Here is a 23,690-nt window from a genome sequence, read left to right as displayed (position 1 = left end):
TCCGGCTGACGCGCGATGGCCTCCGTCCGAAGTCGGTCGGGAGGGACGCGATGCCGCGTCTGGTTGCTTCACCGGCGCTGGGTCAGTTCCGGGCCGCCCTGAAAGTGTCGCAGGACTTGGTCTGGCCGCTCTTGTAACCTGTCATGAACCACCGCATCCGCTGGTCGGACGAACCGTGCGTGAAGGAATCCGGCACGGCGTAGCCCTGGGACTGCTTCTGAAGTTTGTCGTCGCCGATGGCGCTGGCCGCCTGCATGGCCTCCTCGATGTCGCCCGGCTCCAGGGAGTTGTACTTGTCGTTGGAGTTCTTGGCCCAGACACCAGCGAGACAATCGGCCATCAGCTCGACGCGAACGGAGAGCTGGTTCGACTCGACCTTGCTGGATGCGGCCTGTTGACGACCCTGAACCTTGCCCAGGATGCCAAGTTCGTCCTGCACGTGGTGGCCGACCTCATGGGCGATGACGTAGGCATAGGCGAAATCGCCCTTCACCCCGAACTTCTGCTCCATCTCCTTGAAGAACGACGTGTCGAGGTAAATCTTTTTGTCGAGCGGGCAATAGAACGGCCCCATGGCCGCCTGCGCCGAGCCGCAGCCGCTGCGCGTACCGCCCTTGTAGAGAACCATACCGGTGGGGCGGTACTGCTTGCCGGTCTGGTTGGGCAGAATCTCCTTCCACACATCCTCGGTGTTGCCGAGGATCGCGGCCGCGAAGCGTCCGCTTTCGTCCGTAGGTTTGGTGTTGCGTTGCGCCTGCGTCTGCGGGTCGACCCGCTCCTGGCGCGGCTGTCCGCCGCCGCTCATCTGCTCGGCGCCGCCGATCAGGATGGCGGGGTTGATGCCGGTGACCCAGCCGATGATGCAGAGGATGACGATCGTGCCGATGCCGAGCCCACCGGCACCGCCGCCGGGAAAGCCGCCGCCGCCTCCGCCACCCTCGCCCCGGCGGTCCTCGACATTGTCCGAAGAGCGGAAATCTTCCCAGCGCATGATCTCGTCACCCTTCGTGGCGTGGACTCAACCCGAACCCGGCCGCCCAACGCATCTCTGTCTTGAGCCTCGTGTGCCCGAACTAATACGGCGGTGAAAGATACGGTTCCGCTTGGCCCACGCCTTTCGCCCTACGCCTTGCCGTCCAGTGTCGCCCGCAACAGGCGGAAATCGCGCCAGGCCAAGCGCTTCTGCAGGGGCTGACGCAGGAGATAGGCCGGGTGCAGGGTGGCCAGCGCCTTCACCTCCCGGTCACCCACCCGATAGGGATAGAACCGTCCGCGCGCCTTCAGAATGCCGTCCTTCGTGCCGGTGATCGCCTGCGTCGCCGGGCTGCCGAGGCAGACGATGACATCCGGATCGGCGAGCTCGATCTGGCGTTCGATGAACGGCTTGCAGATCGACACCTCCTGCGGGGTCGGATTGCGGTTTCCCGGCGGCCGCCACGGCACGATGTTGGTCACGTAGGCTTTCGTCCGGTCGAGGCCGATCGCCGCCATCATCCGGTCGAGAAGCTGGCCCGAGCGGCCCATGAACGGCTTGCCGACGCGGTCCTCGTCGGCGCCAGGGGCCTCGCCGATGAACATCAGTTTCGACGCCGGGTTGCCGTCGGCGAAGACGAGGTTCTTGGCGGTGAACTTGAGAGGGCATCCGTCGAAATCGGCGAGCAGCGCTTCCAGCTCTTTGAGGGTGGCGACATCCCTCGCCCTCGCCCTCGCATCGCCCGCGGCTTCGCCGGGTTTGGACGCTGCGGATTGCCCGTAGGTTCGTGCCGGCGATGTGGCGAGCGCCTCGCCGCGTGGCGGCAATTCGCGACGGGGGGGCACGGGATCCGCCTGCGGCCGCTCCTGAGGAGCGGAGATTTGTGAGGGACGATCAAGGGGGGGCAGGTCGTGCGTCGGCAAGCCGTGCCGCGCCGGTGCCGGGCGCCAGGGTGACGTCTCCTCGACTTCGGAGAAGCGGTCGTGCGGCCGTTCGTCGAGGCAGAGATCGACACCGGCTTCCACGTGGAAGTCCAGTTCGGCGATCACGTCGCGCTGATGGTCGGGACCTTGGCTCATGGTTCTCGATGTGGACCCTGACGGGCCTGTGGACAACACTTCGCCGGACACGTTACGCGGCCATTGGTACGGCGGCGAGACGGCTCAGACCATGCTGAGACCATTGGCAGGCTTGCGTTCCCAGCTTGGAATCGGTTGAGAGTGTTCGCAATCATAACATCGCGCACGCGCTGACCGGTCTCGATCGGTCCAGGCTGGGGCGGCAGGAGGAGTTCACAGGATGGCGTTGCCGGAACGCGAGGGTATGGATTTCGACGTGGTGATCGTCGGCGCGGGGCCCGCCGGCCTCGCCGCTGCGATCCGCCTCAAGCAGATCGCCGCCGATCTTGCCGTCGTGGTGGTCGAGAAGGGGTCCGAAGTCGGCGCGCACATCCTCTCCGGCGCGGTGATCGATCCGCTCGGGCTGGACCGCCTGCTTCCCGAGTGGCGCCAGGACGAAGCCCGGCCGCTCAAGACCGAGGTCGAGCGTGACGAGTTCCTGTTCCTCACTAAGAACAGCGGCATCTCGCTGCCGAACTTCGCCTTCCCGAAATTCATGTCGAACCACGGCAATTTCGTCGGCTCGCTCTCGAACGTGACGAAGTATCTCGGCGCCAAGGCCGAGGAGCTCGGCGTCGAGATCTATCCCGGCTTTCCGGCCTCGGAAGTGCTCTACGACGATGCCGGCACGGTCATCGGCGTGGCCACCGGCGATCTCGGCATCGGAAAATCTGGTGAGCCGCGCGACGATTACACCCGCGGCATGGAGTTGCGCGGAAAGTACACGATCTTCGGCGAGGGAGCGCGCGGCTCGCTCACCAAGACGCTGATCGACCGCTTCCAGCTCAACCGGGACAGCGACCACCAGAAATACGGATTGGGCGTCAAGGAGCTCTGGCAGCTGAAGCCCGAGACGTTCGAGCCCGGTCTCGTGCGCCATACCATGGGTTGGCCGCTCTCCAACAAGACCGGCGGCGGTTCCTGGCTCTATCATTTCGACGACCACCTGCTCTCGGTCGGTTTCGTCACGCACCTGAACTACGAGAACCCGACCCTGTCGCCGTTCGACGAGTTCCAGCGTTTCAAGACCCACCCGATGATCCGCGACGTGTTCGAGGGCGCCAAGCGCATCGGCTACGGCGCCCGCGCCATCATGGAGGGCGGCTGGCAATCGGTGCCGAAGCTCGTCTTCCCCGGCGGCTGCCTCGTCGGCTGCTCGGCCGGCTTCGTCAACGTGCCGCGCATCAAGGGGTCGCACAACGCCTTTCTCTCCGGCATGCAGGCGGCCGAGGCCATCGCCGCCGCCCTCGCCGCCGGCCGACAGGGCGACGAGCTGACCGATTACGAGGCCGGTTGGCGCGACAGCGACATCGGTCGCGATCTCAAGCGCGTGCGCAACGTCAAGCCGCTCTGGTCGAAATACGGCACGCTCGTCGGCGTGGGTCTGGGCGGCCTCGACATGTGGTCGCAGACGATCCTCGACGTCTCGCCCTTTGGCACGCTCAAGCACGGCAAGCCGGATCACGCCGCCACGAAGCCGATCTCGGAGGTGACGCCGATCGTCTACCCGAAGCCCGACGGCAAATTGACCTTCGACCGGCTCTCCTCGGTCTATCTCTCGAACACCAATCACGAAGAGGACCAGCCGCCGCATCTCAACGTCAAGGACGCGGCGCTCCAGAAGTCCTCGGAGCACGACGTCTACGGCGGCCCCTCGGCGCGGTACTGCCCGGCGGGCGTCTACGAATGGGTGCAGGAGGGCAATGGCGTCCGCTACCAGATCAACGCGCAGAACTGCGTCCACTGCAAGACCTGCGATATCAAGGACCCCAACCAGAACATCAACTGGGTGACGCCAGAGGGACCGGGCGGGCCGAACTACCCCAACATGTGAGGACGCACCGGACCCTAAGTGCCCGCCATCCTTTCGCCTTGCGAGGATGGCGGGAAGAGTTCAGTGTCCCCGCCCGATCGGCATCGGTCCCTGACGGACGATGCGCTACAAACGCGACTGGTGCCCATGAACGGAAACGCCGCGACCCGCCGGACCCTCTCGGCTCTCGCCCTGTGCCTCGCCGCCTCAGTGGCGACGTCGGTCACGGCCCTGGCCGCCCAGCCTCGGGAATCCGCCCCGGTGACGGAATACGAGCCGGCCGAGTCGCTGGAAGGCAACTTCCTGTCCGCTTATATCGCCGGCGCCTCCAAGGACACCTCCGCCGCGGCGAGCTTCTACCGCGAGGCGGTGAAGGCCGACCCGCGCAATGCCGAATTGCTCGAGCGCGCCTTCGTGTCGCTGCTCGCCGACGGCGCTCTGCCGGACGCCTTCCGTGCGGCCGAGCGCCTCACCGCCCGCGATGGGTCGAACGGCCTCGCCCAGCTCAGCCTCGGGGTCCGCCAGATCAAGGCCGGCCAGTTCGCGCAGGCCCGCCAGAACTTCTCCCGCAGCGGACGGGGTGCCGCGGCCGATCTCACCAGCACCCTCCTGACCGCCTGGGCCTATGCCGGTGCCAATGACGGCAAGCGCGCCCTCGAAGTGGTGAACAAGCTGAAGGGCGAGCGCTCCTACAACACCTTCCGCGACTTCCATGCCGGGTTGATCGCCAACCTCGTCGGCGATCAGGCGGAGGCGGAGCGCCGGCTCAAGGCCGCCTACGACGCGGACCCGAACACGCTGCGCATCGTCGATGCCTATGCCCGGTTCGAAGCGCAGGCCGGTCGGACGGACCTGGCGATCCAGGCCTACACGACCTTCGATCAACTGCTGCCGCGTCACCCGATCGTGCGTGACGCCCTCGACAAGCTCAAGGCCGGCAAGCCCCTGACCCGCCTGGTCAACACGGCACAGGAAGGCGCCGGCGAGGTGCTCTACGGGCTCGGCTCGGCCGGATCGACCCAGGGCGACGAGTTGCCCGCCGTGGTCTATCTGCGCCTCGCCCTCTATCTCGCCCCCGAACACGCCCTCGCCCGCCTCACCCTCGCCGATACGCTCGACCGGATGAAGCAGACCGAGCGCGCCAACGACGCCTATGCGCAGATGCCGGCAACCTCGCCGCTGAAGCTCAACGCCGACATCCAGATCGGCCTCAATCTCGAGCAGCTCGGCAAGGGCGAGGAGGCGACCCAGCTCCTCGACGCCGCCATGAAGGAGCATCCCGACAGCATCGACGTCGTGACCGCACTCGGCAACGTGCAGCGCTCGCGCAAGAAGTACGAGGAGGCGGCGGCCACCTACAGCCGCGCCATCGAACTCATCGGCAAGCAGCCGGCCTCCAATTACTGGACGACGTTCTACTTCCGCGGCACGGCCTACGAGCGGGCCAAGCAATGGCCGAAGGCCGAGGCCGACCTTAAGAAGGCCCTGGAACTGGTCCCGCCGAACCAGCCGGCGGCGCGGGCGCAGGTGCTCAACTACCTCGCTTATTCCTGGGTCGACCAGAATATGAATATCGACGAGGCCTTCACCATGCTGAAGCAGGCCGTCGATGCGAGCCCGCGCGACGGCATGATCATCGACAGCCTCGGTTGGGCCTATTTCCGCCTCGGCCGCTACGACGATGCCGTGCGCGAGTTGGAGAAGGCCATCGAGCTCAAGCCCGGCGACCCGACCATCAACGACCATCTCGGCGATGCCTATTGGCGTTCGGGACGGCGGCTCGAAGGCAAGTTCCAGTGGCAGCACGCCAAGGACCTGAACCCGGAGCCGGACGATCTCGTCAAGATCAACGCCAAGCTCAAGGACGGCCTGCCGGAACTCGAGAAGCCCGCCGCTACCGCCGAGAATCCTCCCGAGGCGGAGAAGGTGAATCCCGATCTGCCGAAGGGCGCTCCGGCTCCGAGCGAGCCCCCTGGCGCGGCCGACAAGAAGACCGGCGGCTGACACCGGCTTGACGGGTGGGGGATCGCGGGGCCAGACCGGCCGCGCATTCCCGCGGTCGACAGACCCGCCCCTCTCCGACAGAGCAAGCCGTGCCCATCCTCGTCACCCGCGCTCCGGCGAAGATCAATCTGACCCTCCACGTCCTCGGCCGTCGTGAGGGGGATGGCTATCACGAGCTCGAAAGCCTCGTGGCCTTCGCCGGTTCGGGGGATACGCTGAGCCTGGAGCCCGGCGGCGAGCTGACCCTCGACGTTTCAGGACCCACCGCCGGGCCGGCCGGTCCCCTCGACGACAACCTCGTGATCCGCGCCGCCCGAGGCCTGACCAGGGCGATCCCCGGCCTTCGTATCGGTGGCTTCCACCTCATCAAGCGCCTGCCCGTGGCGGCAGGGATCGGCGGCGGCTCGTCGGATGCGGCCGCAGCCCTGCGGCTGCTGGCGAGCCTCAACGACCTTTCCCTCGATCACCCCGCTGTCGTCGAGGCCGCCCGCGCCACCGGGGCGGACGTTCCCGTCTGCCTCGATCCACGCGGCCGGATAATGCGCGGTGCCGGCGAGGATGTCGGGCCGGCGCTGGGTTTCGCACCTTTGCCGGCCGTGCTGATCAATCCCGGGGTGCCGGTCGCCACCGCGCCGGTTTTCAGGGCGCTGGGGCTGACGGTGGGGCAGCGCCATGCCGGCGAGGTCCACCCGATCCTCGCGCGAGGCCTTGGCTACGACGAGATACTGGCGGCGGTGACGCCGGCTCGCAACGATCTGGAAGCGCCGGCGCTCACGGTCGCCCCCGTCATCGCCGATACGCTCACGGCTCTGCGCGACCAGCCGGGATGCCGGCTCGCCCGCATGTCCGGCTCCGGTGCTACGGTCTTCGGCTTGTTCGCCACCCGATCCGATGCGGTTCGGGCGGCTGCCGCCATCCGCGCGATGCAGCCATCCTGGTGGGTCCGAGCCGCCTTACTACGATGACGGCCTTCCCTGCCCGGCTCGCGTGACGAGCCGGGATCGGATCAGTGAGCCCGGGCGATGCAGAAATCCACCACCTGCAGCAGCGCCGACTTCATCGGCCCGTTGGGGAACAGCGCCAGGGCATCGCGGGCGATGGCGCCGTAATGGCGCGCCCGGTCGATCGTGTCCTCCAGGGCCCGGTGTTTCCGCAGGATGGCGAGGGCCGTGTCGAGATCGGACTCTTCGACCCGACCGTCCTGGAGTGTACGACGCCAGAAGGTCCGCTCCTCCTCGCTGCCCCGCCGGAAGGCCAGGACGATCGGCAGGGTGATCTTCCCCTCGCGAAAGTCGTCGCCGACATTCTTCCCCATGGAGGCACTGGTGCCGCCGTAGTCGAGAACGTCGTCGATCAACTGGAAGGCGATCCCGAGATTCATGCCATAGGAGCGGCACGCCGCCTGCTCCGCCCTCGGGCGGTCGGCGATCACCGGGCCGACTTCGCAGGCGGCGGCGAACAATTCCGCGGTCTTGGCCCGGATCACGGCGAGATACTCGTCCTCGGAGGTCTCGGTGTTCTTGGCGGCAGTGAGCTGCATCACCTCGCCCTCGGCGATGACGGTCGCGGCGGCCGAGAGGATGTCGAGGGCGCGCAGCGAACCGACTTCCACCATCATGCGGAAGGCCTGGCCGAGTAGGAAATCACCGACGAGCACGCTCGCCTCGTTGCCCCACTTGATCCGCGCCGCGACGCGGCCGCGCCGCATGTCGCTCTCGTCCACCACGTCGTCATGCAGAAGGGTCGCCGTGTGCATGAACTCGACGCTGGCGGCGAGCTTCACCGCGCCATCTCCGGCCCCGTATCCGCAGAGATCGGCGGTGGCGAGGGTGAGGATGGGGCGCAGGCGCTTGCCCCCGGAGGCGATCAGGTGATTGGCCACCTCCGGAATCATCGCGACGTCGGACCCGGTCCGCGACAGGATGGTCGCGTTCACGCGTTCCATCCCCTTGGCGACCAGGGCCACAAGATCGTTCAGGCTCGACTCCGGATCGGAGCGGCCCTCATCGAAGGAAACGACGACACCCAAACGCGATGCCTCCCGAGCTTTTCACACCGGGCAGATTCCGGCGGCGTACCCGCCGCTCGGGCCGATCCGCTCGACCGGGCAATCTCCCGTGACCAACATCCACGCGGGCACCCCTTCGCATGCGCGCCGAGGCGCTGCAACATCCCGCGTTTCTCCCTGTATACAAAGGGCGGCGGCGGGAGGCCGCCGATGAGGCGGGTGGACGCATGAGAGAGCTGATCCGGAGCAACGACATCGTCCTCATGGGCTTTGCCGAGTCGCTGCTGCAGGGGGCGGATATCCCGGTCCTGATCGCCGACACACATATGAGCCTGCTCGAAGGCTCGATCGGCGCGTTCGCCCGCCGTCTGCTCGTGCCCGACGATCATGCGTCCGAAGCGCGACGTCTGCTGGAGGACGCCGGTCTGGCGCACGAACTGCGCGATGCGTGATGTGAGCATTGAGGAGGCGGTCCCCGAGGCCGTGACCGCCGATCTGTGGCTCGGCGGCCGTCTTCGCCTTTATCAGCCGCCGCGCGGGGACCATCGCGCCGGCACGGACGCGGTGCTCCTGAGCCGAGCCGTGAGGCCGCCACCGGGGGCGGTCGTCATCGATGTCGGCGCGGCCACCGGGGCGGTGGGGCTGGCGGTGGCCACCTACGAGGCGGCGGCGAAGGTCATCCTGGTGGAGCGTGACCTGGACCTCGTCGCCCTCGCGGCGAGGAACATCGACGGGAACGGCCTCGATGGCCGGGTCGGGGTGACCGCCGCCGACATTCTCTCGGTCGAGAGCCGGAGGGCGGCTAGCCTATCGTCGAACATGGCGGATCTGGTCCTGACCAACCCGCCCTTTTTCGAATCCCGGCGTCATAGGCCATCGCCGATCCCGGGAAGGGCCTCGGCCCATACGTTTTCCGGCGGTGATCTCGAAGCCTGGCTCAAAGCCTGTCTCGATCTCCTGAAGCCGGGCGGGACGCTCGGCCTCGTGCATCGCGCCGATGCCCTGCCGGATTGCCTCGCCGCCCTGCAGAGGCGCTTCGGAGGGATCGTCGCGAGGCCGGTCCAGGCTCGAATCGAGCGCCCCGCGATCCGGGTGTTGATGACGGGCATCAAGGGAAGCCGCGCGCCGTTCACTCTGGCGCCCCCCCTCATCCTGCAGGAAGCCGACGGTGCGATGACACCGGAGGCGGATGCACTTCACCGCGGGCTGTCCTGGCCACCCTGATGAACTTCGCGGCGAGGAAGGACTTCCTCGCCGCGAACCGATTTGTTTCAGAGCATCTGCTCAGTAGAACCGGCGCCAGTGATGATGGCGGTGGTGCCAGTGATGGCGATGCCAGTGATGACGCCGGTGCCAATAAGGCCGGCGCCATCCATAGGCCGGACGATAGTAGCCATAGATCGGGCGGTAGTAGCGCGGCCGCCAGTAGTGCCGGCGGTAGCCGTAATGCGGACGGTGCCAGTAATGGCGCCGATGCCAGTGGTGCCGACGCCAATGCGCCTTCTCCACGAGTTCCGTTCCGGCGCTTCCCGCGACGGCAGCGACGGGTAGCGGCGCCGCGCGGGCCTGGGACAGGGACCCGTAGGCCCCTCCCAGCACCCCGACCAGAACGATCATCCACGTCACGATACGCATGATGGTCAGTCTCCCTGTTTCAGCGGTCCGCATCTCGGTGGCCGTCGGCCTGCGGCCGAGTGCTGCGATACCGGACGAGTGAAACAGCGAAGCCTGTAAAATGGTTCGGTCGTCTCCATTTCGTGGTGTCTGGACCGGAAGCGAGGGCCGTCCCACGCTTCCATGCCGACGACCTCCCCGTTCAACCGAGACGAGACCGATGCCTCTGGCCCTACCGCGCTTCCTTCACCCGCTCGTCCCGAAGGCGTGGCGTGGCCGCAAGCCCATGGTTGCGGTCATCCGCCTCAGCGGTGTCATCGGCGCTGCGTCACCCCTGCGGTCCGGCCTCTCCATGGCGACGGTGGCGTCCAGCCTGGAAAGCGGCTTCGGAATGGCGGGCGTGTCCGCGGTGGCGCTCGTCATCAACTCGCCCGGCGGATCGCCGGCGCAATCCCACCTCATCCACCGGCGCATCCGCGCGCTCGCCGTGGAGAAGAAGCTGCCCGTCTATGCCTTCGTCGAGGATGTGGCCGCCTCCGGCGGGTACATGATCGCTTGCGCGGCGGATGAGATCATCGCCGATCCGACGTCGCTGATCGGATCGATCGGGGTGGTCTCGGCCGGTTTCGGCTTCGACAAGCTCATCGAACGGATCGGCATCGAGCGCCGTGTCCATACCCAGGGCGAGGCCAAGGCCATGCTCGATCCGTTCCGCCCCGAGAATCCAGAGGACATCGTGCGCCTCGAGGCGATCCAGGCCGACGTGCAGGATCTCTTCACCTCGCTCGTCAGCGAGCGCAGGGCCGCCGTGAGGGCGGGTGGCGAGAACCTTTTCACCGGTGCCGTCTGGACGGGGCGCCAGGCATTGCCCTTGGGGCTGGTCGATTCGTTGGGAGACGTACGAACCACGCTCAGGGCGAAATTCGGGAACGATGTCGTTCTGAAGCTGGTCGCCGAGAAGCAGGGCTCGTTCATTGGCCGGCTGCTGCGCCGGGCCGTGCCGGGCTCGACCATGAACTGCCTCACCGGCAACGGTCTTGCCGCCGACGCCCTCGCCGCGATCGAGGAGCGCGCCGCCTGGGCGCGCTACGGGCTGTGAGAATTCAGCGGAACGCGACCGTGCAGGCCGAAGACGGCGCACCGTAGCCCGAATAGACCACCCGCACCTTGCGTGTGCAGGTCTCCGTCGCAGCGGGGGCCGGCACGGAGGAAACCTCGATCGCCGTCACGGGCGCCGGCATCGCGACGATGTCGGTCTTGTCGGTGGTCGCCAGGGCGTTCGAGGCTCCGACGACGAAGGGCGTGGCGGCCAAAGATGCTGCGAAGAGTGCGGCGAATACAGTGATCGACTTGCGCATGGTCCGACTTCCGCAATGCTCGCCGCTCTTCGTGAGCCGGCTGATCCCTTGATTTGTGCTAAGAACCAGCGACAAGCGGGACAGTTCCGGCGATAAACCCGATCGTGGCGAAAATGTGTGCCGCCGCGCACCCGCATTCGCGGAACGGCTCGGCTTGACTCCGCAAGCCCGCCTCTTAAACGCTGCCGCCCTTTCCCGCTGACCGGAAGCTTCCCCATGTCGAGCGCACAAGCCCTGCCGAGCGCTGTCGATCTCGCACCCAGGACCTCGTTCCAGGGTCTGATCCTGACGCTGCAGAATTTCTGGGCCGCGCAGGGCTGCGTGATCCTCCAGCCCTACGACATGGAAGTGGGGGCCGGCACGTTCCATCCCGCCACCACCCTGCGGGCACTCGGCCCCAAGCCCTGGAAGGCGGCCTATGTCCAGCCCTCGCGACGCCCGAAGGACGGCCGCTACGGCGAGAACCCCAATCGGCTGCAGCACTATTACCAGTTCCAGGTGATCCTGAAGCCGAACCCGCCGAACCTGCAGGAACTCTACCTCGCTTCCCTCGACGCCATCGGCGTCGACCTCAAGCTCCACGACATCCGCTTCGTCGAGGACGATTGGGAGAGCCCGACCCTGGGAGCCTGGGGGCTCGGCTGGGAATGCTGGTGTGACGGCATGGAGGTGAGCCAGTTCACCTATTTCCAGCAGGTCGCCGGGATCGAGTGCGCGCCGGTCGCCGGCGAACTCACCTACGGTCTCGAGCGCCTCGCCATGTACGTCCAGGGTGTGGAGAACGTCTACGACCTGAACTTCAACGGCGGCACGGGCGACGACAAGGTCACCTATGGCGACGTCTTCCTCCAGGCCGAGCAGGAATATTCGCGCCACAATTTCGAGGCGGCGGACACCGCGATGCTGTTCCGCCAATTCACCGACGCGGAGAAGGCCTGCCGCACCTATCTGGATGCGGGCGCGCCGGAGGATGACGCGGGGCGGCACAGGATGGCGCAGCCGGCCTACGACCAGTGCATCAAGGCGAGCCACGTCTTCAATTTGCTCGATGCCCGCGGCGTCATCTCGGTGACCGAGCGCCAGAGTTACATTCTGCGGGTGCGGGAATTGGCCAAGGCCTGCGGCGCGGCGTGGCTGAAGACGGCGGGTGGCGGCGTGGCGTGAAAGGATAGGTAATTTATAGTGATCGGTCATTTTCTGAAAGATACCCAATCACTTCCATACCCTAGCTGACAGATCGATGGCCGCAACAGTCGCGCCAACGACATCCTGACTATCAATTCGGACGCGACCTGAACCCATGCCTGATCTCCTCCTCGAATTGCGCTCCGAAGAGATTCCCGCCCGCATGCAGCGGCGGGCCGCTGAGGACCTGCGGAAGCTCGTCACCGACGCGCTGGTGGAGCGCGGCTTCCTCTACGAGGGCGCCAAGGCCTTCTCCACGCCGCGCCGCCTCGCCTTGCACGTGGCCGGCCTGCCGCCGCGCGGGAAGGACGTGCGCGAGGAGCGCAAGGGGCCTCGCGTCGGCGCGCCGGACGGGGCGATCCAGGGGTTCTTGAAGAGTGCGGGCCTGACAAGCCTCGATCAGGCGACCACCGTCACCGACCCCAAGAAGGGCGAGTTCTACGTTGCCGTGATCGAGCGTCCCGGCCGGGATACGATCGACGTGCTGGCCGAGATCCTGCCGGCGATCATCAAGAGCTTCCCCTGGCCGAAATCCATGCGCTGGGGTGCGGCCTCGGCCCAGCCGGGAAGCCTGCGTTGGGTGCGCCCGCTGCAATCCATCGTGGCGACCTTCGGCCCCGAGACCGAGACACCCGAGATCGTGCCTTTCACGGTGGACGGGATCGCGGCCGGCACCACCACCTACGGACACCGCTTCCTGGCCCCGGACGCCATCGAAGTGCGGCGGTTCGACGATTACATCCAGGCCCTCGAGCGCGCCAAGGTCGTGCTCGACCCGGAGCGGCGCAAGGACATCATCCTGCACGATGCCCGCGACCTCGCTTTCGCGCGCGGCCTCGAACTCGTGGAGGACGAGGGTCTGCTCGACGAGGTCGCCGGCCTCGTGGAATGGCCGGTGGTGCTCCTCGGCACCTTCGATCCGACCTTCCTCGACATCCCGGCCGAAGCGATCCGCGCCACCATCCGGGCCAACCAGAAATGCTTCGTGCTCCGCGAGTCCGGCTCCGACACCCTGGCCCCCGCCTTCATCCTGGTCTCGAACCTGGTGGCCAGCGACGGCGGCATCGCGATCACGGGCGGCAACGAGCGCGTGGTGCGTGCCCGCCTCTCGGACGCGAAGTTCTTCTGGGAGACCGACAAGGCGATCCGGCTCGAAGACCGGCTGACGAAACTCGACAGCATCGTTTTCCACGAGAAGCTCGGGACCCAGGGCGAGCGGGTGGCGCGTATCGCGGCGCTGGCGCGCGGCATAGCACCGATCATCGGCGCTGATGTACAACTCGCCAGTCGCGGCGCTCAGCTCGCGAAAGCCGATCTCGTTAGCGAGATGGTCGGCGAGTTCCCGGAACTGCAGGGGCTCATAGGCCGCAAATATGCGACGTTGCAGGGCGAGCATCCCAGTGTCTGTGCGGCGTTGGAAGAGCACTACAAACCTGTGGGTCCGTCGGACCGCGTGCCCACCGATCCTGTTTCCGTCGCCGTCGCTTTGGCCGATAAGTTCGATACTCTTGCCGGCTTCTGGTCAATCGATGAGAAGCCCACCGGGAGCAAAGACCCCTATGCACTTCGACGGGCGGCCCTCGGCGTGGTCCGGCTCATTTTGGAGAATGGCCTGCGCCTGAAGCTCCGCGAGAACGTGCTGAAGGACGCTTTCTATGTTCAGAAGAAACGCCACGTCGCCGTCATATCCGTCTCCGGGGATGACGACCGCGATATGGCCGCGCTGGACGCCCACGGGAACCTCGAAGATCCTCTTCCGGCCGATCTCCTCGTTTTCTTCGCAGACCGCCTCAAAGTCTACCTGCGCGACCAGGGCGCCCGCCACGACCTGATCGACGCCGTCTTCGCCCTGTCCGGACAGGACGACCTCCTCATGGTCGTCCGCCGCGTCGAGGCGCTTGGCCAGTTCCTCGAGACGGACGACGGCAAGAATCTACTCGCCGGCTACAAGCGCGCGGCCAACATCCTCCGGATCGAGGAGAAGAAGGACGGGCGCGTCTACGAGGCCGAGCCCGACCGCGCCGCCATCGCGGCTTCCGGCGAGCCGGAGGAACAGGCCCTGTCCGAGGCGCTGGTGGCCGCGCGTGACGCAGCCTCGGCGGCCGTGGCGGCGGAGGATTTTTCGGGGGCCATGCGCGCGCTCTCGATCCTGCGCGCGCCGGTGGATGCCTTCTTCGAGAAGGTCATCGTCAACGCGGACGATCCGGCCCTGCGCGAGAACCGCCTCGCTCTGCTCAATGCCCTGCGGGCGGCCACCCGCGAGGTCGCCGATTTCTCGAAGATCGAGGGATAGCCCGTCGCGAGACGCAAGCGGGAGAATTCGGCAATTCAGGATCGAAGACGGGAACGGTCTAGCTCGCCCCGTCGTTGGGGCGCATGGTTTCGAAGGAGATGTCCATGCGTCAATCGATCCTCACTACCGCCGCGTTGCTGACCCTCTTCGGCGCCTCCGCGGTCCAGGCCCAGACCACCATCATCGAGCGTGAGGTGCCCGAGCGCGTCATCGTCGAGCGGCCGGAATCCGAGACCCGCACCGTCGAGACCCGTGAGACCCGAGACGGCTGTCGGGTCAAATCGGTGACCCGCGAGAACGAAGAGGGTGACCGCAAGACGGTGACCCGCGAATCCTGCGACTGAGCCGCCACGAAACCGTTCGCTGTCCCGGATAGGACAACGAACCCCGTCCGTCGTTCCGGGTCCTGCCATGCGGCCCGGGATGACGGTATGGGGAGGCATGAGGTCGATGCCCGCGACGGCTAACTACAAGGCCTTCTCGTAGCGCCACGCTTCCATGCCGTCCTCGTAATAGTCTTCGAGGATGGCGAACCGGGCGTAGCCATGGCGCTCATAGAGGCGAATGCCGGCGCCATTATCGGCCCTCACCTCCAGCCGCAACATCGTGCAGCCATGCGCTTTTGCATCGGCCTCCGCTGCGTCCAGCATGATGCCGCCGAGCCCCTGGCCGGCGCGTCCGGGGGACACCGCGATGGAGGAGAGCCGGCAGCTGCGGCTTCCCTTGCGGCGCTCCAGCGTGGCCGCCGCCACCAAGATCGATCGGTCTTCGGCGTCAAGCGCCGCCAGCAACGACATCGACGGAGAGCCGATGGCATGGCGGATCGCCCGCCGTTCCGCCCGGTCTCCGGAAAACGCCGCGTGTTCCAGCGCGACCAGGGCATCGAGATCGCCCAACGTCGCCGGGCGGATGGTGACCGGAGCGACCGTCTGCCGTTTATGGGCTTGGACGCTCACGCTGCGGTCCAGGGATAGACCCAGGTTTCCGACAACGCTCGACCGCCGGTGCGCAGGAAGGCGCGGAGATCGGTGGATTGATCCGCCGCGTCGAGGGTGATGTCGATCGCCGCCCGCAACCCGCCAATATGAGGATTCGGGGTGATCGAAGTGGCGGTGATCCGTCCCCGCGAGGCATCGGCCACCACCTCCACCTTGCTCGGGTCGGGGAGATAATAGGGCAGCTGGCCCCCGGCGAAATCGATGAGGAAGCGGCGGCTCAGCGTCCCTTTGGCCTCCTCCCCCTTGGCGGCACCGCTGGCGCTGGTGGCAGCCAGGAAGGTATTCGCCACATACCCGCCCGTATGCAGCCTGGTGTTCGAACTCCTGGCGCGCACCCGGTACGACATGCGGACCGGTTCGCCGGCCGGATAAGGCAGCTTCGGACGCCAATAGGCGACGATGTTATCGTTCACCTCGGTGTCGGTCGGGAGTTCCATCAGGGTCACGGCGCCCTCGCCCCAGCCGCCTTCGGGTTCGACGAAGTAGCTCGGCCTCCGTCCATAGGATGCTTCGAGATCCTGATAAGACTCGAAGGCGCGGTCCCGTTGCATCAGTCCGAACCCCTTCGGATCGCGATCAACGAAGGACGAGATGCGTCGCGCCTTCGGATTGTCCAGTGGGCGCCAGAGCCATTCGCCCGATCCGGCCGCGATCTGAAGACCATCGGAATCGTGGAGCTCGGGCCGGTAATCGTCGGAGTGGTGCCGGTCGTTCTCGCCGATGAAAAACATCGAGGTCAGCGGCGCGACGCCCACCGATGGGAGCGCGACCCTTGGGATCAGCGTCGAGCGAACGGCGACGCTGGTCTCGTCGCCGGGCTTGACGGTGAAGGCGAAGGCCCCGGTCACCGAGGGGCTATCGAGGAGGGCATGGACCAGCAGGGCGTCGGCGTTGGTCTCCGGCATCGTCACCCAGAATTCGCGGAAGACCGGGAATTCCTCCGGGGCGCCCTCCCCCTCCACATTGAGGGCGAGGCCCCGCGCCGAGAGGCCGTAGAGCTGATCGCGCCCGAGGAAGCGGTAATAGCTGGCGCCGAGAAACACGATGAGTTCGTCGAGCAGGTTCGGCTTGTTGAGGTAGCTGTGGAAGCGGAGGCCGGCAAAGCCGAGATCGACGGGCAGAGGCTTGTCGAGCTTCGTCCGACCCATGTCGAACAGGCTCGACTGATAGGCGATAGGAGTCGCGATTCCACGCCGCACGAGGTTCACGGTGACGGGGCGCGTGTAGAGAAAGCCGACATGGAAAAGCTGCAGCCGGAATGGGCTGTTCTCTCCCCCGAGAAAGGCCTTGTCGGGCTTGAAACGGATGTCACGCCAGGCGTCGTAATCGAGCTTTGCGATGGGAGCCGGAAGGGGCGGTACGCGGGCATCGTAGGCGACCTTGGCGAGTTCCTCGGCCCGCCGTTCCACCTCCTCGAAATCGAAGGGTTTGGGTGCGCGTCCATCCTGCGCCGTCGACGCGGTGCCGGCGACGGACAGGGCGGCGATCCCGGTGAGAAGCGCGCGGCGGGTAGGCTCGGTCATGATCCTGCGGCTCTGGTCGGTGGTGAGAGACGATCGGGCTTCCCCGCACGGTCCCATCCAGCCGCCTCATCCTGAGGTGCCCGTCTCGGCGGGCCTCGAAGGAACCCTCCAGAGGCCGCCATGCGTGCTGGAGCCCTCCTTCGAGGCCTGCGCAGCACTCCGGGACCTCAGGATGAGGTAGTGGATTGGAATGGTTCGATCAGCATGAAAACCGCTTGCTCAATGACCCGTTCGCGGCGCCTTGAAAAGAGCTCGCGCGATGGAGTGAGCCTTCGCGGCCACAATGCCGGGGAACGGCGGTGTTTTTGCGGGCTCGGGACCGTTTTTCCTTGTTGCGGAGTCGCATGAGACGTATATGCGCCTTGCCCAATTTCGCACGTGCCTGTGGCCGCGTGTCGGTTGGTGGGCATCCGGCCAACTGCCGGACAGCCGCCAGGGGTCTTAAAGGATCGATGGTCGACAGGGTGGATTCCCTCCGGCCGGCATCCAGGTGGCAACACCGGACCCCGACAACAACCGGCAGCCGGAGGCGAAACCGGCGAACCCCGCTCTCCACGGGGGACGCAGCTTAAAGCAACGACGAACGGGCTTTTTTGGTCTCGTCGGCCCTCCAAAGGCCGGCACCGAAGAGGCTTGTTTCTCTTTGCCCGGCGTGCGGTGGGGATCTCCCTTCCAATCCACGGCAGCTTCCGGGTGCTGATGCGCTCGCGGTCGACGACGTGTCTCCAAAGCACGCCGCCCATCGCGTTGCATCGCCCCCCGACGCCGGACGGCTGATCGCCGTCCCGATTTCGACAGCGCGCCCCACGAACGGGCGCTCGCGAACCTGTGGGTTGGAACGACCATGACCGATCGTATCCGCGATTTTCTGCGCGCTCGCCGTGACATGGGCCAGGACGAAGGCCCGGTGATGGTGCTCGACCTCGATGTCGTGCGCGACAACTTCACGGCCTTCGCCCGCGCGCTGCCCGATACCCGCGTCTTCTACGCGGTGAAGGCGAACCCGGCTCCGGAAGTGCTGCGTCTGCTCGCCGAGATGGGCTCCTGCTTCGACACGGCCTCCGTGGTCGAGGTGGAGATGGCGCTTGCCTCCGGCGCCACGGCCGACCGGATTTCCTTCGGCAACACCATCAAGAAGGAGCGCTGCATCGGTCGCGCGCTCAAACTCGGCGTGCGCCTGTTCGCCGTCGATTGCGAGGCTGAGGTCGAGAAGATTTCCCGCGCCGCCGATGCGGCCGGTATCGAAGCCGGCGAGGTCCAGGTGTTCTGCCGCATCCTCTGCGACGGTGCAGGCGCCGAATGGCCCCTGTCGCGTAAGTTCGGCTGCGTGCCGGAGATGGCCGTCGACGTGCTCGAGCATGCCTGCCGCCAGGGACTGCACGCCTATGGCGTGTCGTTCCATGTGGGCTCGCAGCAGGGCAACATCGAAGCCTGGGACGGGGCGCTCGCCTCCGCCTCCACGATCTTCCGCGAATGCGCCGATCGCGGCATCGCCTTGTCCATGGTCAATCTCGGCGGCGGCTTTCCCACCAAGTATCTCAAGGCCGTGCCGGGGGTCGAATCCTACGGAGACGCGATCTTCCGCGCGCTCACCAAGCATTTCGGCAACCAGCTGCCCGAAACCATCATCGAGCCCGGTCGCGGCATGGTCGGCAATGCCGGCATGATCGAGGCCGAGGTGATCCTGGTCTCGAAGAAGTCCGATGCCGAGGACGAGATCCGCTGGGTCTATCTCGACATCGGCAAGTTCGGCGGGCTCGCCGAGACCATGGACGAGTCGATCCGCTACGCGATCCGCACCGAGCACGACGAGGATCGCATGTCTCCCTGCGTGCTCGCCGGGCCGACCTGCGATTCCGCCGATGTGCTCTACGAGAAGGTGCCCTACCCGCTCCCCGTCTCGCTTTCCATCGGCGACAAGGTGCTGATCGAAGGAGCCGGGGCCTACACCACCACCTATGCGGCGGTGGCGTTCAACGGGTTCCCGCCCCTTCAGCAATACGTCATCTGACCGCGATATCATCGTCGGCCGAACGGCTCCATGGTCGTTCGGTAGCGGACGCCGACGGTTCCGTCGCCCATCTCCGGCGCAGAACCGCCCGCCGTCACGTCAGTTGGGTTACCCGGCAGGACCTGGGAAAGGGCACGGCCTTGATCGAAATTCGCGACGAACGGCCGACCGATCTATCGGCACGGGAGCAACTGCTCGATACCTGCTTCGGCCCGGCGCGATTCCTCAAGACGTCCGAGCGTCTGCGCGAAGGACGCATGCCTGCCAACGGTCTGGCACTGACCGCGGAACTGAGCGGCCGTGTCGTCGGCACCGTTCGTTTGTGGCACGTGGAGGCAGGGCTCAAGCGGCCTGCCCTGCTGTTGGGGCCGCTCGCCGTCGATCCCTCGCTTCGGGGGCACGGCCTCGGCAGCACCCTGATGTGGGCCTCCATCGGCAGGGCGCGCGCCCTCGGTCACAGCGCCATCGTCCTCATGGGCGATGCGCCGTATTACGCCCGTTTTGGTTTTTCCGGTGATCTGATGACCGGGCTGTCCATGCCCGGCCCGTTCGAACGGGCACGGTTCCTCGGTCTCAATCTCCGCAAGGGCGCACTCGACGGGGCGAGCGGCATTCTCTCCGCTTCAGGCACCCTCGAAGAGGCTGCCTGTCCGGAGAGATTGGATGCACGACGACAGGCGGCGTGAGCGCTAGATGGCGGTGGTGGTCGTCGCCTGGTCGCAACGGCGGCGGAACGCTGCATCGTGCTGGCGGCGCACGGCGCGGATCAGGGCCGCAGCGAGGGTGATGACGCCGGGATCGCGATCGATCGGCTCTTCGGCCGGCGCGGGGGTGTTAGCGATAAACAAGGATAACATCGGAACTCCGTCATTTGGCGTTCTGGCGTTTTCCGTCCCTTCAGGTGTGTCTATGCCGTGTTTGTTGCATCGCAATATCGGTGCGGCGCCGACCGTTCGCAACGGCATCCAACGGGACGGCGACCCGCGTCTGAATCATGTGTCGACGTAACGTCATGTTAATGATCTTCCCGCTTGGGCCTCTCGTGGTCCACGAGGCGGTAGGCGACGACGTGGTTGACCGCACGCCCTCGACCGGCCACTAGCCCGTCGCCTGACCGTCATTTCCGCCGACTAAGGACGTGCCTCGCTCGTGAGTTCGAGCGGGGCCGAGAAGAAGGATTGCCCGCATGACCGAAGCCGCCACCTCCTGGCCCGTCCACGGCCGCATCAGCGGTCCCATCGTGATGATCGGCTTCGGCTCGATCGGTCGCGGGACCCTTCCGCTCATCGAGCGTCATTTCGAATACGACAAGGCGCGCTTCACCGTCGTCGAGCCCTCGGATGCGCACAAGTCCCTGGCCGATCAGCATGGCCTGCGCTTCGAGCAGGTGGCGCTGACCAAGGACAATTACCGCGAGGTTCTCACGCCCCTCCTCACCGAGGGCGGCGGGCAGGGCTTCTGCGTGAACGTGTCCGTGGACACCTATTCCCGCGCCATCATGGAATTATGCCGCGAGCTCGGCGCCTTCTACATCGACACCGTCGCCGAGCCCTGGCCCGGTTTCTACTTCGACAAGTCCAAGAGCCAGGGCGACCGCACCAACTACGCCCTGCGTCAGGATATCCTCGATGCGCGCGCCGCCAATCCCGGCGGCACCACCGCCGTCTCGTGCTGCGGCGCCAATCCCGGCATGGTCTCCTGGTTCGTCAAGCAGGGGCTTCTCAACGTCGCCTCCGATCTCGGCCTGACCACGCCCGAGCCGAAGACCCGGGACGAGTGGGCGGCGCTCATGCGCGAGGTCGGCGTCAAGGGCATCCATATCGCCGAGCGCGACACCCAGCGCGCCAAGGGCCCGAAGCCCATGGGAGTCTTCGTCAACACCTGGTCGGTGGAAGGCTTCGTCTCTGAGGGCAACCAGCCGGCCGAGCTCGGCTGGGGCACCCACGAGACCTGGCGCCCGGACAATGCCCGCGACCAGGAGAAGGGCTCGCGCTGCGCGATCTACCTACTCCAGCCCGGCGCCGACACCCGCGTTCGCTCGTGGACGCCGACCGCCCAGAGCCAGTTCGGCTTCCTCGTGACGCATAACGAGGCCGTGTCGATCTCCGATTACTACACGGTTCTGGAGGGCGAGCGCGCCGCCTACCGCCCGACCTGTCACTACGCCTACCACCCCTGCAACGACGCCGTGCTCTCGCTCCACGAGATGTTCGGCAAGGCGGCTGCGGTGCAGGAGCAGCACCACATTCTCGACGAGAACGAGATCGTCGATGGGATCGACGAACTCGGCGTGCTCCTCTACGGCCACGAGAAGAACGCCTATTGGTTCGGCTCGCAGCTCTCCATCGAGGAGACCCGCCGCATCGCGCCCTACCAGAATGCCACCGGCCTTCAGGTGACCTCGGCCGTGCTCGCGGGCATGGTCTGGGCTCTGGAGAACCCGGAAGCCGGCATCGTCGAGGCCGACGAGATGGATTTCCGCCGCTGCCTCGAAGTCCAGATGCCGTATCTCGGCCCTGTCGTCGGCGTGTACACCGACTGGACGCCGCTCACCGGCCGTCCGGGCCTGTTCCCCGAAAACATCGACGAGACCGACCCCTGGCAGTTCCGGAACGTCCTCGTTCAAAGCTGAACGGACGAACGGGGCGCGGGATCGTACTCCCCGCGCTCCGTGCCCTCTGCTTGGCGCCGAGGGTCAGGCCATGGTCGGCGAGGACCAACGCCACGTCTTTCCCCAGGCCGCGCTGTGGAGCCTCGGGATACCGTCCGAGCACGACTGCATAGCGGCTTGCTCTGCACGGATGTTGCAGGGTTCCGGCGGGATGCTACCATCCCGTATCCGATCGGGAGCCCCCGCCATGGCCGACGCCGCGCGCCGCGATACCCGCATGACCGTCGCCGAGTTCCGCCCCTGGGCCGAGCCCCGGCCCGACGAGGAACGCTGGGAACTGATCGACGGCATAGCCCTGCCGATGTCGCCGCCCTCGGCACGCCACCAGCGCATCGTTTCCAACCTGATCAGGCGCCTGGACGAACTCGCCGAACGGCGGGGCTGCAACGCGCTTCCGGGCCTCGGCGTCCTCAGCGCGGCGGTGGACGATTTCGCGCCGATTCCCGACATCGTGGTGACCTGCGGCCCGCTGGGTCCGGACGGCTATACCAGCGACCCCCTGCTCGTGGCCGAGGTCCTGTCCCCCAGCACGACGAGTCTCGATCGCGGCCGCAAGACCGATTTCTACCGCTCGGTGCCGAGCCTGCGGACCTTCCTCATCGTTTCGCAGGACGAGGTCAGGGTCGAGGCCTGGCGTCGGACCGAGGCGGGGAGCTGGACGGTGGAGGCCCTGTATCGCGACGACAGTCTCGTCCTTCCCGAACTCGGTGGCGCCGTGCCGGTCGGCGCTCTCTACACCGGACTTTCCCTCTGAGCCTCTCCTCGCCCTCGCCGCGTCAGGTCCTGCCCTTGCCCCATTTTGAAGATTTCTACGCCGACAAGCTGCGCGGCTCTCTGGGAGTCACCGATGCGGAATCCGTTCTCGACCTGCGCGGGACGAATCGTCCGACGGCCGAAGCATCCTTGAACGACATGCTGGAGCGCAGTCGCTTCGGCAAAGGCAAGACCGTGGCGATCCGCTTCGATCCCCCGCCGGAAGGAGGCGGAGAGACCCTGTTCCAGCCCGTTGGGCGGCTGTTGCTCGATGCGAAGCGCAAGGGGATCGTCGACAGGCTCCAGACCCTTCCGGCCGGAGACGGCCTCGGATTCTATGTGGCCCTCGCCGGGAAGACGACGCGTTCGAACGAGTAGGAGGAGCGGGTCTCGCGTCGGCAATGAAGTGAGGGCCATGCCGGAGCGGTCCGAGCCCGATCGGCGTTGGGGATGGTACGGCACATCCAGCCGTCTCCGAAGCACGCCATCGTGAAGGTCACCTCGTGAATCGACTGGGCCGCAATACCATCGAGCGTCTGGCGCGCATGGGGTTCGGTGCGCGAGGCATCGTCTACTGCATCGTCGGCGGGCTGGCGCTTCTCGCGGCACTAGGCCAAGGCGGTCGAGCGGGCGACAGCGAGAGTGCGATCCGCTGGGTCTTCCTCGGCCCGTTCGGGGTCATCCTCGTCGGCCTTATCGCTTTGGGTCTGTTCGGCTTCGCGACCTGGCGCCTCGTCGAATCCGTTACCGACGCCGACCGCCATGGGACTTCTGCGAAGGGGATCGTGGTTCGTCTGGCCCATTTTGGCAGTGGCATCGTCGCGGCCGGCCTCGGCATCACGGCGGCGAGCCTTGCCCTCGGCCTGGGCCGAAGCGCGGGTGGCGGCGACGGCTTGCAGGACTGGACCGCCTGGCTCTTGGCGAAGCCGTTCGGTCCCTGGCTCGTCGGCCTGATCGGCCTCGGAATCATCGGCGGCGGGATCGCCTTTCTGGTGAAGGCCTGGAAGGGCGATGTCACGGATCGACTCGCCCTTGACGAAGCCCATTGCCGATGGGTCAAGCCGCTCGGCCAGTTCGGTTATGGCGCTCGCGGGATCGCGTTCCTCATCATCGGCGGCTTCGTCATCGTCGCTGCCTGGTACCAGGCCTCCTCGGAGGTAAAGGGTCTGGCCGGCGCCTTCTCGGCCCTCCGGTCTCAACCCTATGGTACGGCTCTCCTCGGCGTCGTTGCGGCGGGGCATCTCGCTTTCGGCGTGTTCGGTCTCATCCAGGCACGGTATCGGCACATCGACGCGCCGGACCTGGACGAAACCGACGATGCGGTCAGGCGTGCGGTGCAGTCCTTAACGTGATGGGCGGCTTCTCGGT

The 23,690-nt window shown here is 66.5% G+C and carries 23 protein-coding genes; 15 read left to right on the top strand and 8 right to left on the bottom strand.

The features are described from left to right. Positions 1-82: 82 nt before the first annotated feature. Together FV220_RS01665 and FV220_RS01660 are read right to left on the bottom strand one after the other, a co-directional pair. On the bottom strand, positions 83-991 hold the full coding sequence (locus tag FV220_RS01665; protein WP_018042387.1) for a neutral zinc metallopeptidase: 909 nt from the start codon (positions 989-991) through the stop codon (positions 83-85). A gap of 131 nt (positions 992-1,122) precedes the next feature. Then, the gene (locus FV220_RS01660) at positions 1,123-2,052 is read right to left on the bottom strand and encodes a uracil-DNA glycosylase (RefSeq protein ID WP_147829236.1); all 930 of its coding nucleotides are present in this window, start codon (positions 2,050-2,052) and stop codon (positions 1,123-1,125) included. A gap of 220 nt (positions 2,053-2,272) precedes the next feature. Between FV220_RS01660 and FV220_RS01655 the strand changes: the two genes are divergently transcribed. From FV220_RS01655 to FV220_RS01645, 3 genes are all read left to right on the top strand, one after another. Next, complete coding sequence (locus FV220_RS01655) at positions 2,273-3,925, top strand: electron transfer flavoprotein-ubiquinone oxidoreductase (protein WP_147829234.1); 1,653 nt, start codon at positions 2,273-2,275, stop codon at positions 3,923-3,925. A 126-nt stretch (positions 3,926-4,051) separates the two neighbouring features. After that, a complete protein-coding gene (locus tag FV220_RS01650) occupies positions 4,052-5,908 on the top strand; it encodes a tetratricopeptide repeat protein (protein ID WP_147829232.1) in 1,857 nt (618 codons plus the stop codon). An 89-nt stretch (positions 5,909-5,997) separates the two neighbouring features. Continuing rightward, positions 5,998-6,873, top strand: coding sequence for a 4-(cytidine 5'-diphospho)-2-C-methyl-D-erythritol kinase (locus FV220_RS01645; RefSeq protein WP_147829230.1), 876 nt, complete (start codon positions 5,998-6,000; stop codon positions 6,871-6,873). Positions 6,874-6,914: 41 nt separating this feature from the next. On the opposite strand, the gene FV220_RS01640 is transcribed toward FV220_RS01645, so the two are convergent. After that, positions 6,915-7,937, bottom strand: coding sequence for a polyprenyl synthetase family protein (locus tag FV220_RS01640; protein ID WP_018042382.1), 1,023 nt, complete (start codon positions 7,935-7,937; stop codon positions 6,915-6,917). 206 nt (positions 7,938-8,143) lie between these two features. On the opposite strand from FV220_RS01640, the gene FV220_RS01635 reads away from it, so the two are divergent. Both FV220_RS01635 and FV220_RS01630 read left to right on the top strand, forming a co-directional pair. Beyond that, on the top strand, positions 8,144-8,368 hold the full coding sequence (locus FV220_RS01635) for a DUF2007 domain-containing protein (RefSeq protein ID WP_147829262.1): 225 nt from the start codon (positions 8,144-8,146) through the stop codon (positions 8,366-8,368). Next, positions 8,361-9,140, top strand: a complete 780-nt coding sequence (locus tag FV220_RS01630; protein WP_147829228.1) for a methyltransferase — start codon at positions 8,361-8,363, stop codon at positions 9,138-9,140. Before FV220_RS01635 ends, FV220_RS01630 begins: the two co-directional genes overlap by 8 nt. Positions 9,141-9,200: 60 nt before the next feature. Here the strand turns inward: FV220_RS01630 and FV220_RS01625 are convergent, their stop codons facing one another. Further along, positions 9,201-9,551, bottom strand: a complete 351-nt coding sequence (locus tag FV220_RS01625; RefSeq protein WP_147829226.1) for a hypothetical protein — start codon at positions 9,549-9,551, stop codon at positions 9,201-9,203. 199 nt (positions 9,552-9,750) lie between these two features. Here FV220_RS01625 and FV220_RS01620 point away from each other — a divergent pair, with 199 nt between their 5' ends. Next, positions 9,751-10,629: a S49 family peptidase gene (locus FV220_RS01620; protein ID WP_147829224.1), complete on the top strand. Its 879-nt coding sequence runs from the start codon at positions 9,751-9,753 to the stop codon at positions 10,627-10,629. A 4-nt stretch (positions 10,630-10,633) separates the two neighbouring features. Here FV220_RS01620 and FV220_RS01615 read toward each other — a convergent pair whose 3' ends face one another. Further along, on the bottom strand, positions 10,634-10,888 hold the full coding sequence (locus FV220_RS01615) for a hypothetical protein (protein WP_147829222.1): 255 nt from the start codon (positions 10,886-10,888) through the stop codon (positions 10,634-10,636). A 216-nt stretch (positions 10,889-11,104) separates the two neighbouring features. Between FV220_RS01615 and FV220_RS01610 the strand changes: the two genes are divergently transcribed. From FV220_RS01610 to FV220_RS01600, 3 genes are all read left to right on the top strand, one after another. After that, positions 11,105-12,052 carry a glycine--tRNA ligase subunit alpha gene (locus tag FV220_RS01610; RefSeq protein ID WP_018042376.1) on the top strand — a complete coding sequence of 316 codons (948 nt, stop codon included), beginning with the start codon at positions 11,105-11,107 and terminating at the stop codon, positions 12,050-12,052. Between the two features lie 136 nt (positions 12,053-12,188). After that, positions 12,189-14,366 carry a glycine--tRNA ligase subunit beta gene (glyS, locus tag FV220_RS01605; protein ID WP_147829220.1) on the top strand — a complete coding sequence of 726 codons (2,178 nt, stop codon included), beginning with the start codon at positions 12,189-12,191 and terminating at the stop codon, positions 14,364-14,366. A gap of 104 nt (positions 14,367-14,470) precedes the next feature. Continuing rightward, on the top strand, positions 14,471-14,710 hold the full coding sequence (locus tag FV220_RS01600; RefSeq protein ID WP_026175680.1) for a hypothetical protein: 240 nt from the start codon (positions 14,471-14,473) through the stop codon (positions 14,708-14,710). Positions 14,711-14,833: 123 nt separating this feature from the next. Here the strand turns inward: FV220_RS01600 and FV220_RS01595 are convergent, their stop codons facing one another. Further along, positions 14,834-15,322 carry an N-acetyltransferase gene (locus FV220_RS01595; RefSeq protein WP_056145957.1) on the bottom strand — a complete coding sequence of 163 codons (489 nt, stop codon included), beginning with the start codon at positions 15,320-15,322 and terminating at the stop codon, positions 14,834-14,836. After that, positions 15,319-16,887, bottom strand: a complete 1,569-nt coding sequence (locus tag FV220_RS01590; RefSeq protein ID WP_147829218.1) for a glucan biosynthesis protein G — start codon at positions 16,885-16,887, stop codon at positions 15,319-15,321. The genes FV220_RS01595 and FV220_RS01590 overlap by 4 nt, the downstream gene beginning before the upstream one ends. A gap of 844 nt (positions 16,888-17,731) precedes the next feature. Between FV220_RS01590 and FV220_RS01580 the strand changes: the two genes are divergently transcribed. Beyond that, a complete protein-coding gene (locus FV220_RS01580) occupies positions 17,732-18,898 on the top strand; it encodes a type III PLP-dependent enzyme (protein WP_056145951.1) in 1,167 nt (388 codons plus the stop codon). Positions 18,899-19,038: 140 nt separating this feature from the next. Further along, complete coding sequence (locus FV220_RS01575) at positions 19,039-19,584, top strand: N-acetyltransferase (RefSeq protein ID WP_147829216.1); 546 nt, start codon at positions 19,039-19,041, stop codon at positions 19,582-19,584. A 3-nt stretch (positions 19,585-19,587) separates the two neighbouring features. On the opposite strand, the gene FV220_RS25335 is transcribed toward FV220_RS01575, so the two are convergent. Next, the gene (locus FV220_RS25335; RefSeq protein ID WP_187273294.1) at positions 19,588-19,755 is read right to left on the bottom strand and encodes a hypothetical protein; all 168 of its coding nucleotides are present in this window, start codon (positions 19,753-19,755) and stop codon (positions 19,588-19,590) included. A gap of 329 nt (positions 19,756-20,084) precedes the next feature. Between FV220_RS25335 and FV220_RS01570 the strand changes: the two genes are divergently transcribed. The 4 genes from FV220_RS01570 to FV220_RS01555 all read left to right on the top strand — a co-directional run bounded on the left by FV220_RS01570 (position 20,085) and on the right by FV220_RS01555 (position 23,674). Then, entirely contained in the window at positions 20,085-21,530 is a 1,446-nt protein-coding gene (locus FV220_RS01570) for a saccharopine dehydrogenase NADP-binding domain-containing protein (protein WP_147829214.1), read from the top strand. A 226-nt stretch (positions 21,531-21,756) separates the two neighbouring features. After that, a complete protein-coding gene (locus FV220_RS01565) occupies positions 21,757-22,323 on the top strand; it encodes a Uma2 family endonuclease (RefSeq protein WP_147829212.1) in 567 nt (188 codons plus the stop codon). 35 nt (positions 22,324-22,358) lie between these two features. Further along, positions 22,359-22,700, top strand: coding sequence for a hypothetical protein (locus tag FV220_RS01560; protein WP_056158688.1), 342 nt, complete (start codon positions 22,359-22,361; stop codon positions 22,698-22,700). Between the two features lie 167 nt (positions 22,701-22,867). Continuing rightward, on the top strand, positions 22,868-23,674 hold the full coding sequence (locus tag FV220_RS01555) for a DUF1206 domain-containing protein (RefSeq protein WP_056255837.1): 807 nt from the start codon (positions 22,868-22,870) through the stop codon (positions 23,672-23,674). Positions 23,675-23,690 lie beyond the last annotated feature (16 nt).

The sequence above is a fragment of the Methylobacterium sp. WL19 genome, from assembly GCF_008040005.1.
In the GTDB taxonomy this organism is placed as follows: Bacteria; Pseudomonadota; Alphaproteobacteria; order Rhizobiales; family Beijerinckiaceae; genus Methylobacterium; species Methylobacterium bullatum.
Note: the sequence above shows the minus strand (reverse complement) of the source record. Positions and strands in the feature narration are given on the sequence as shown.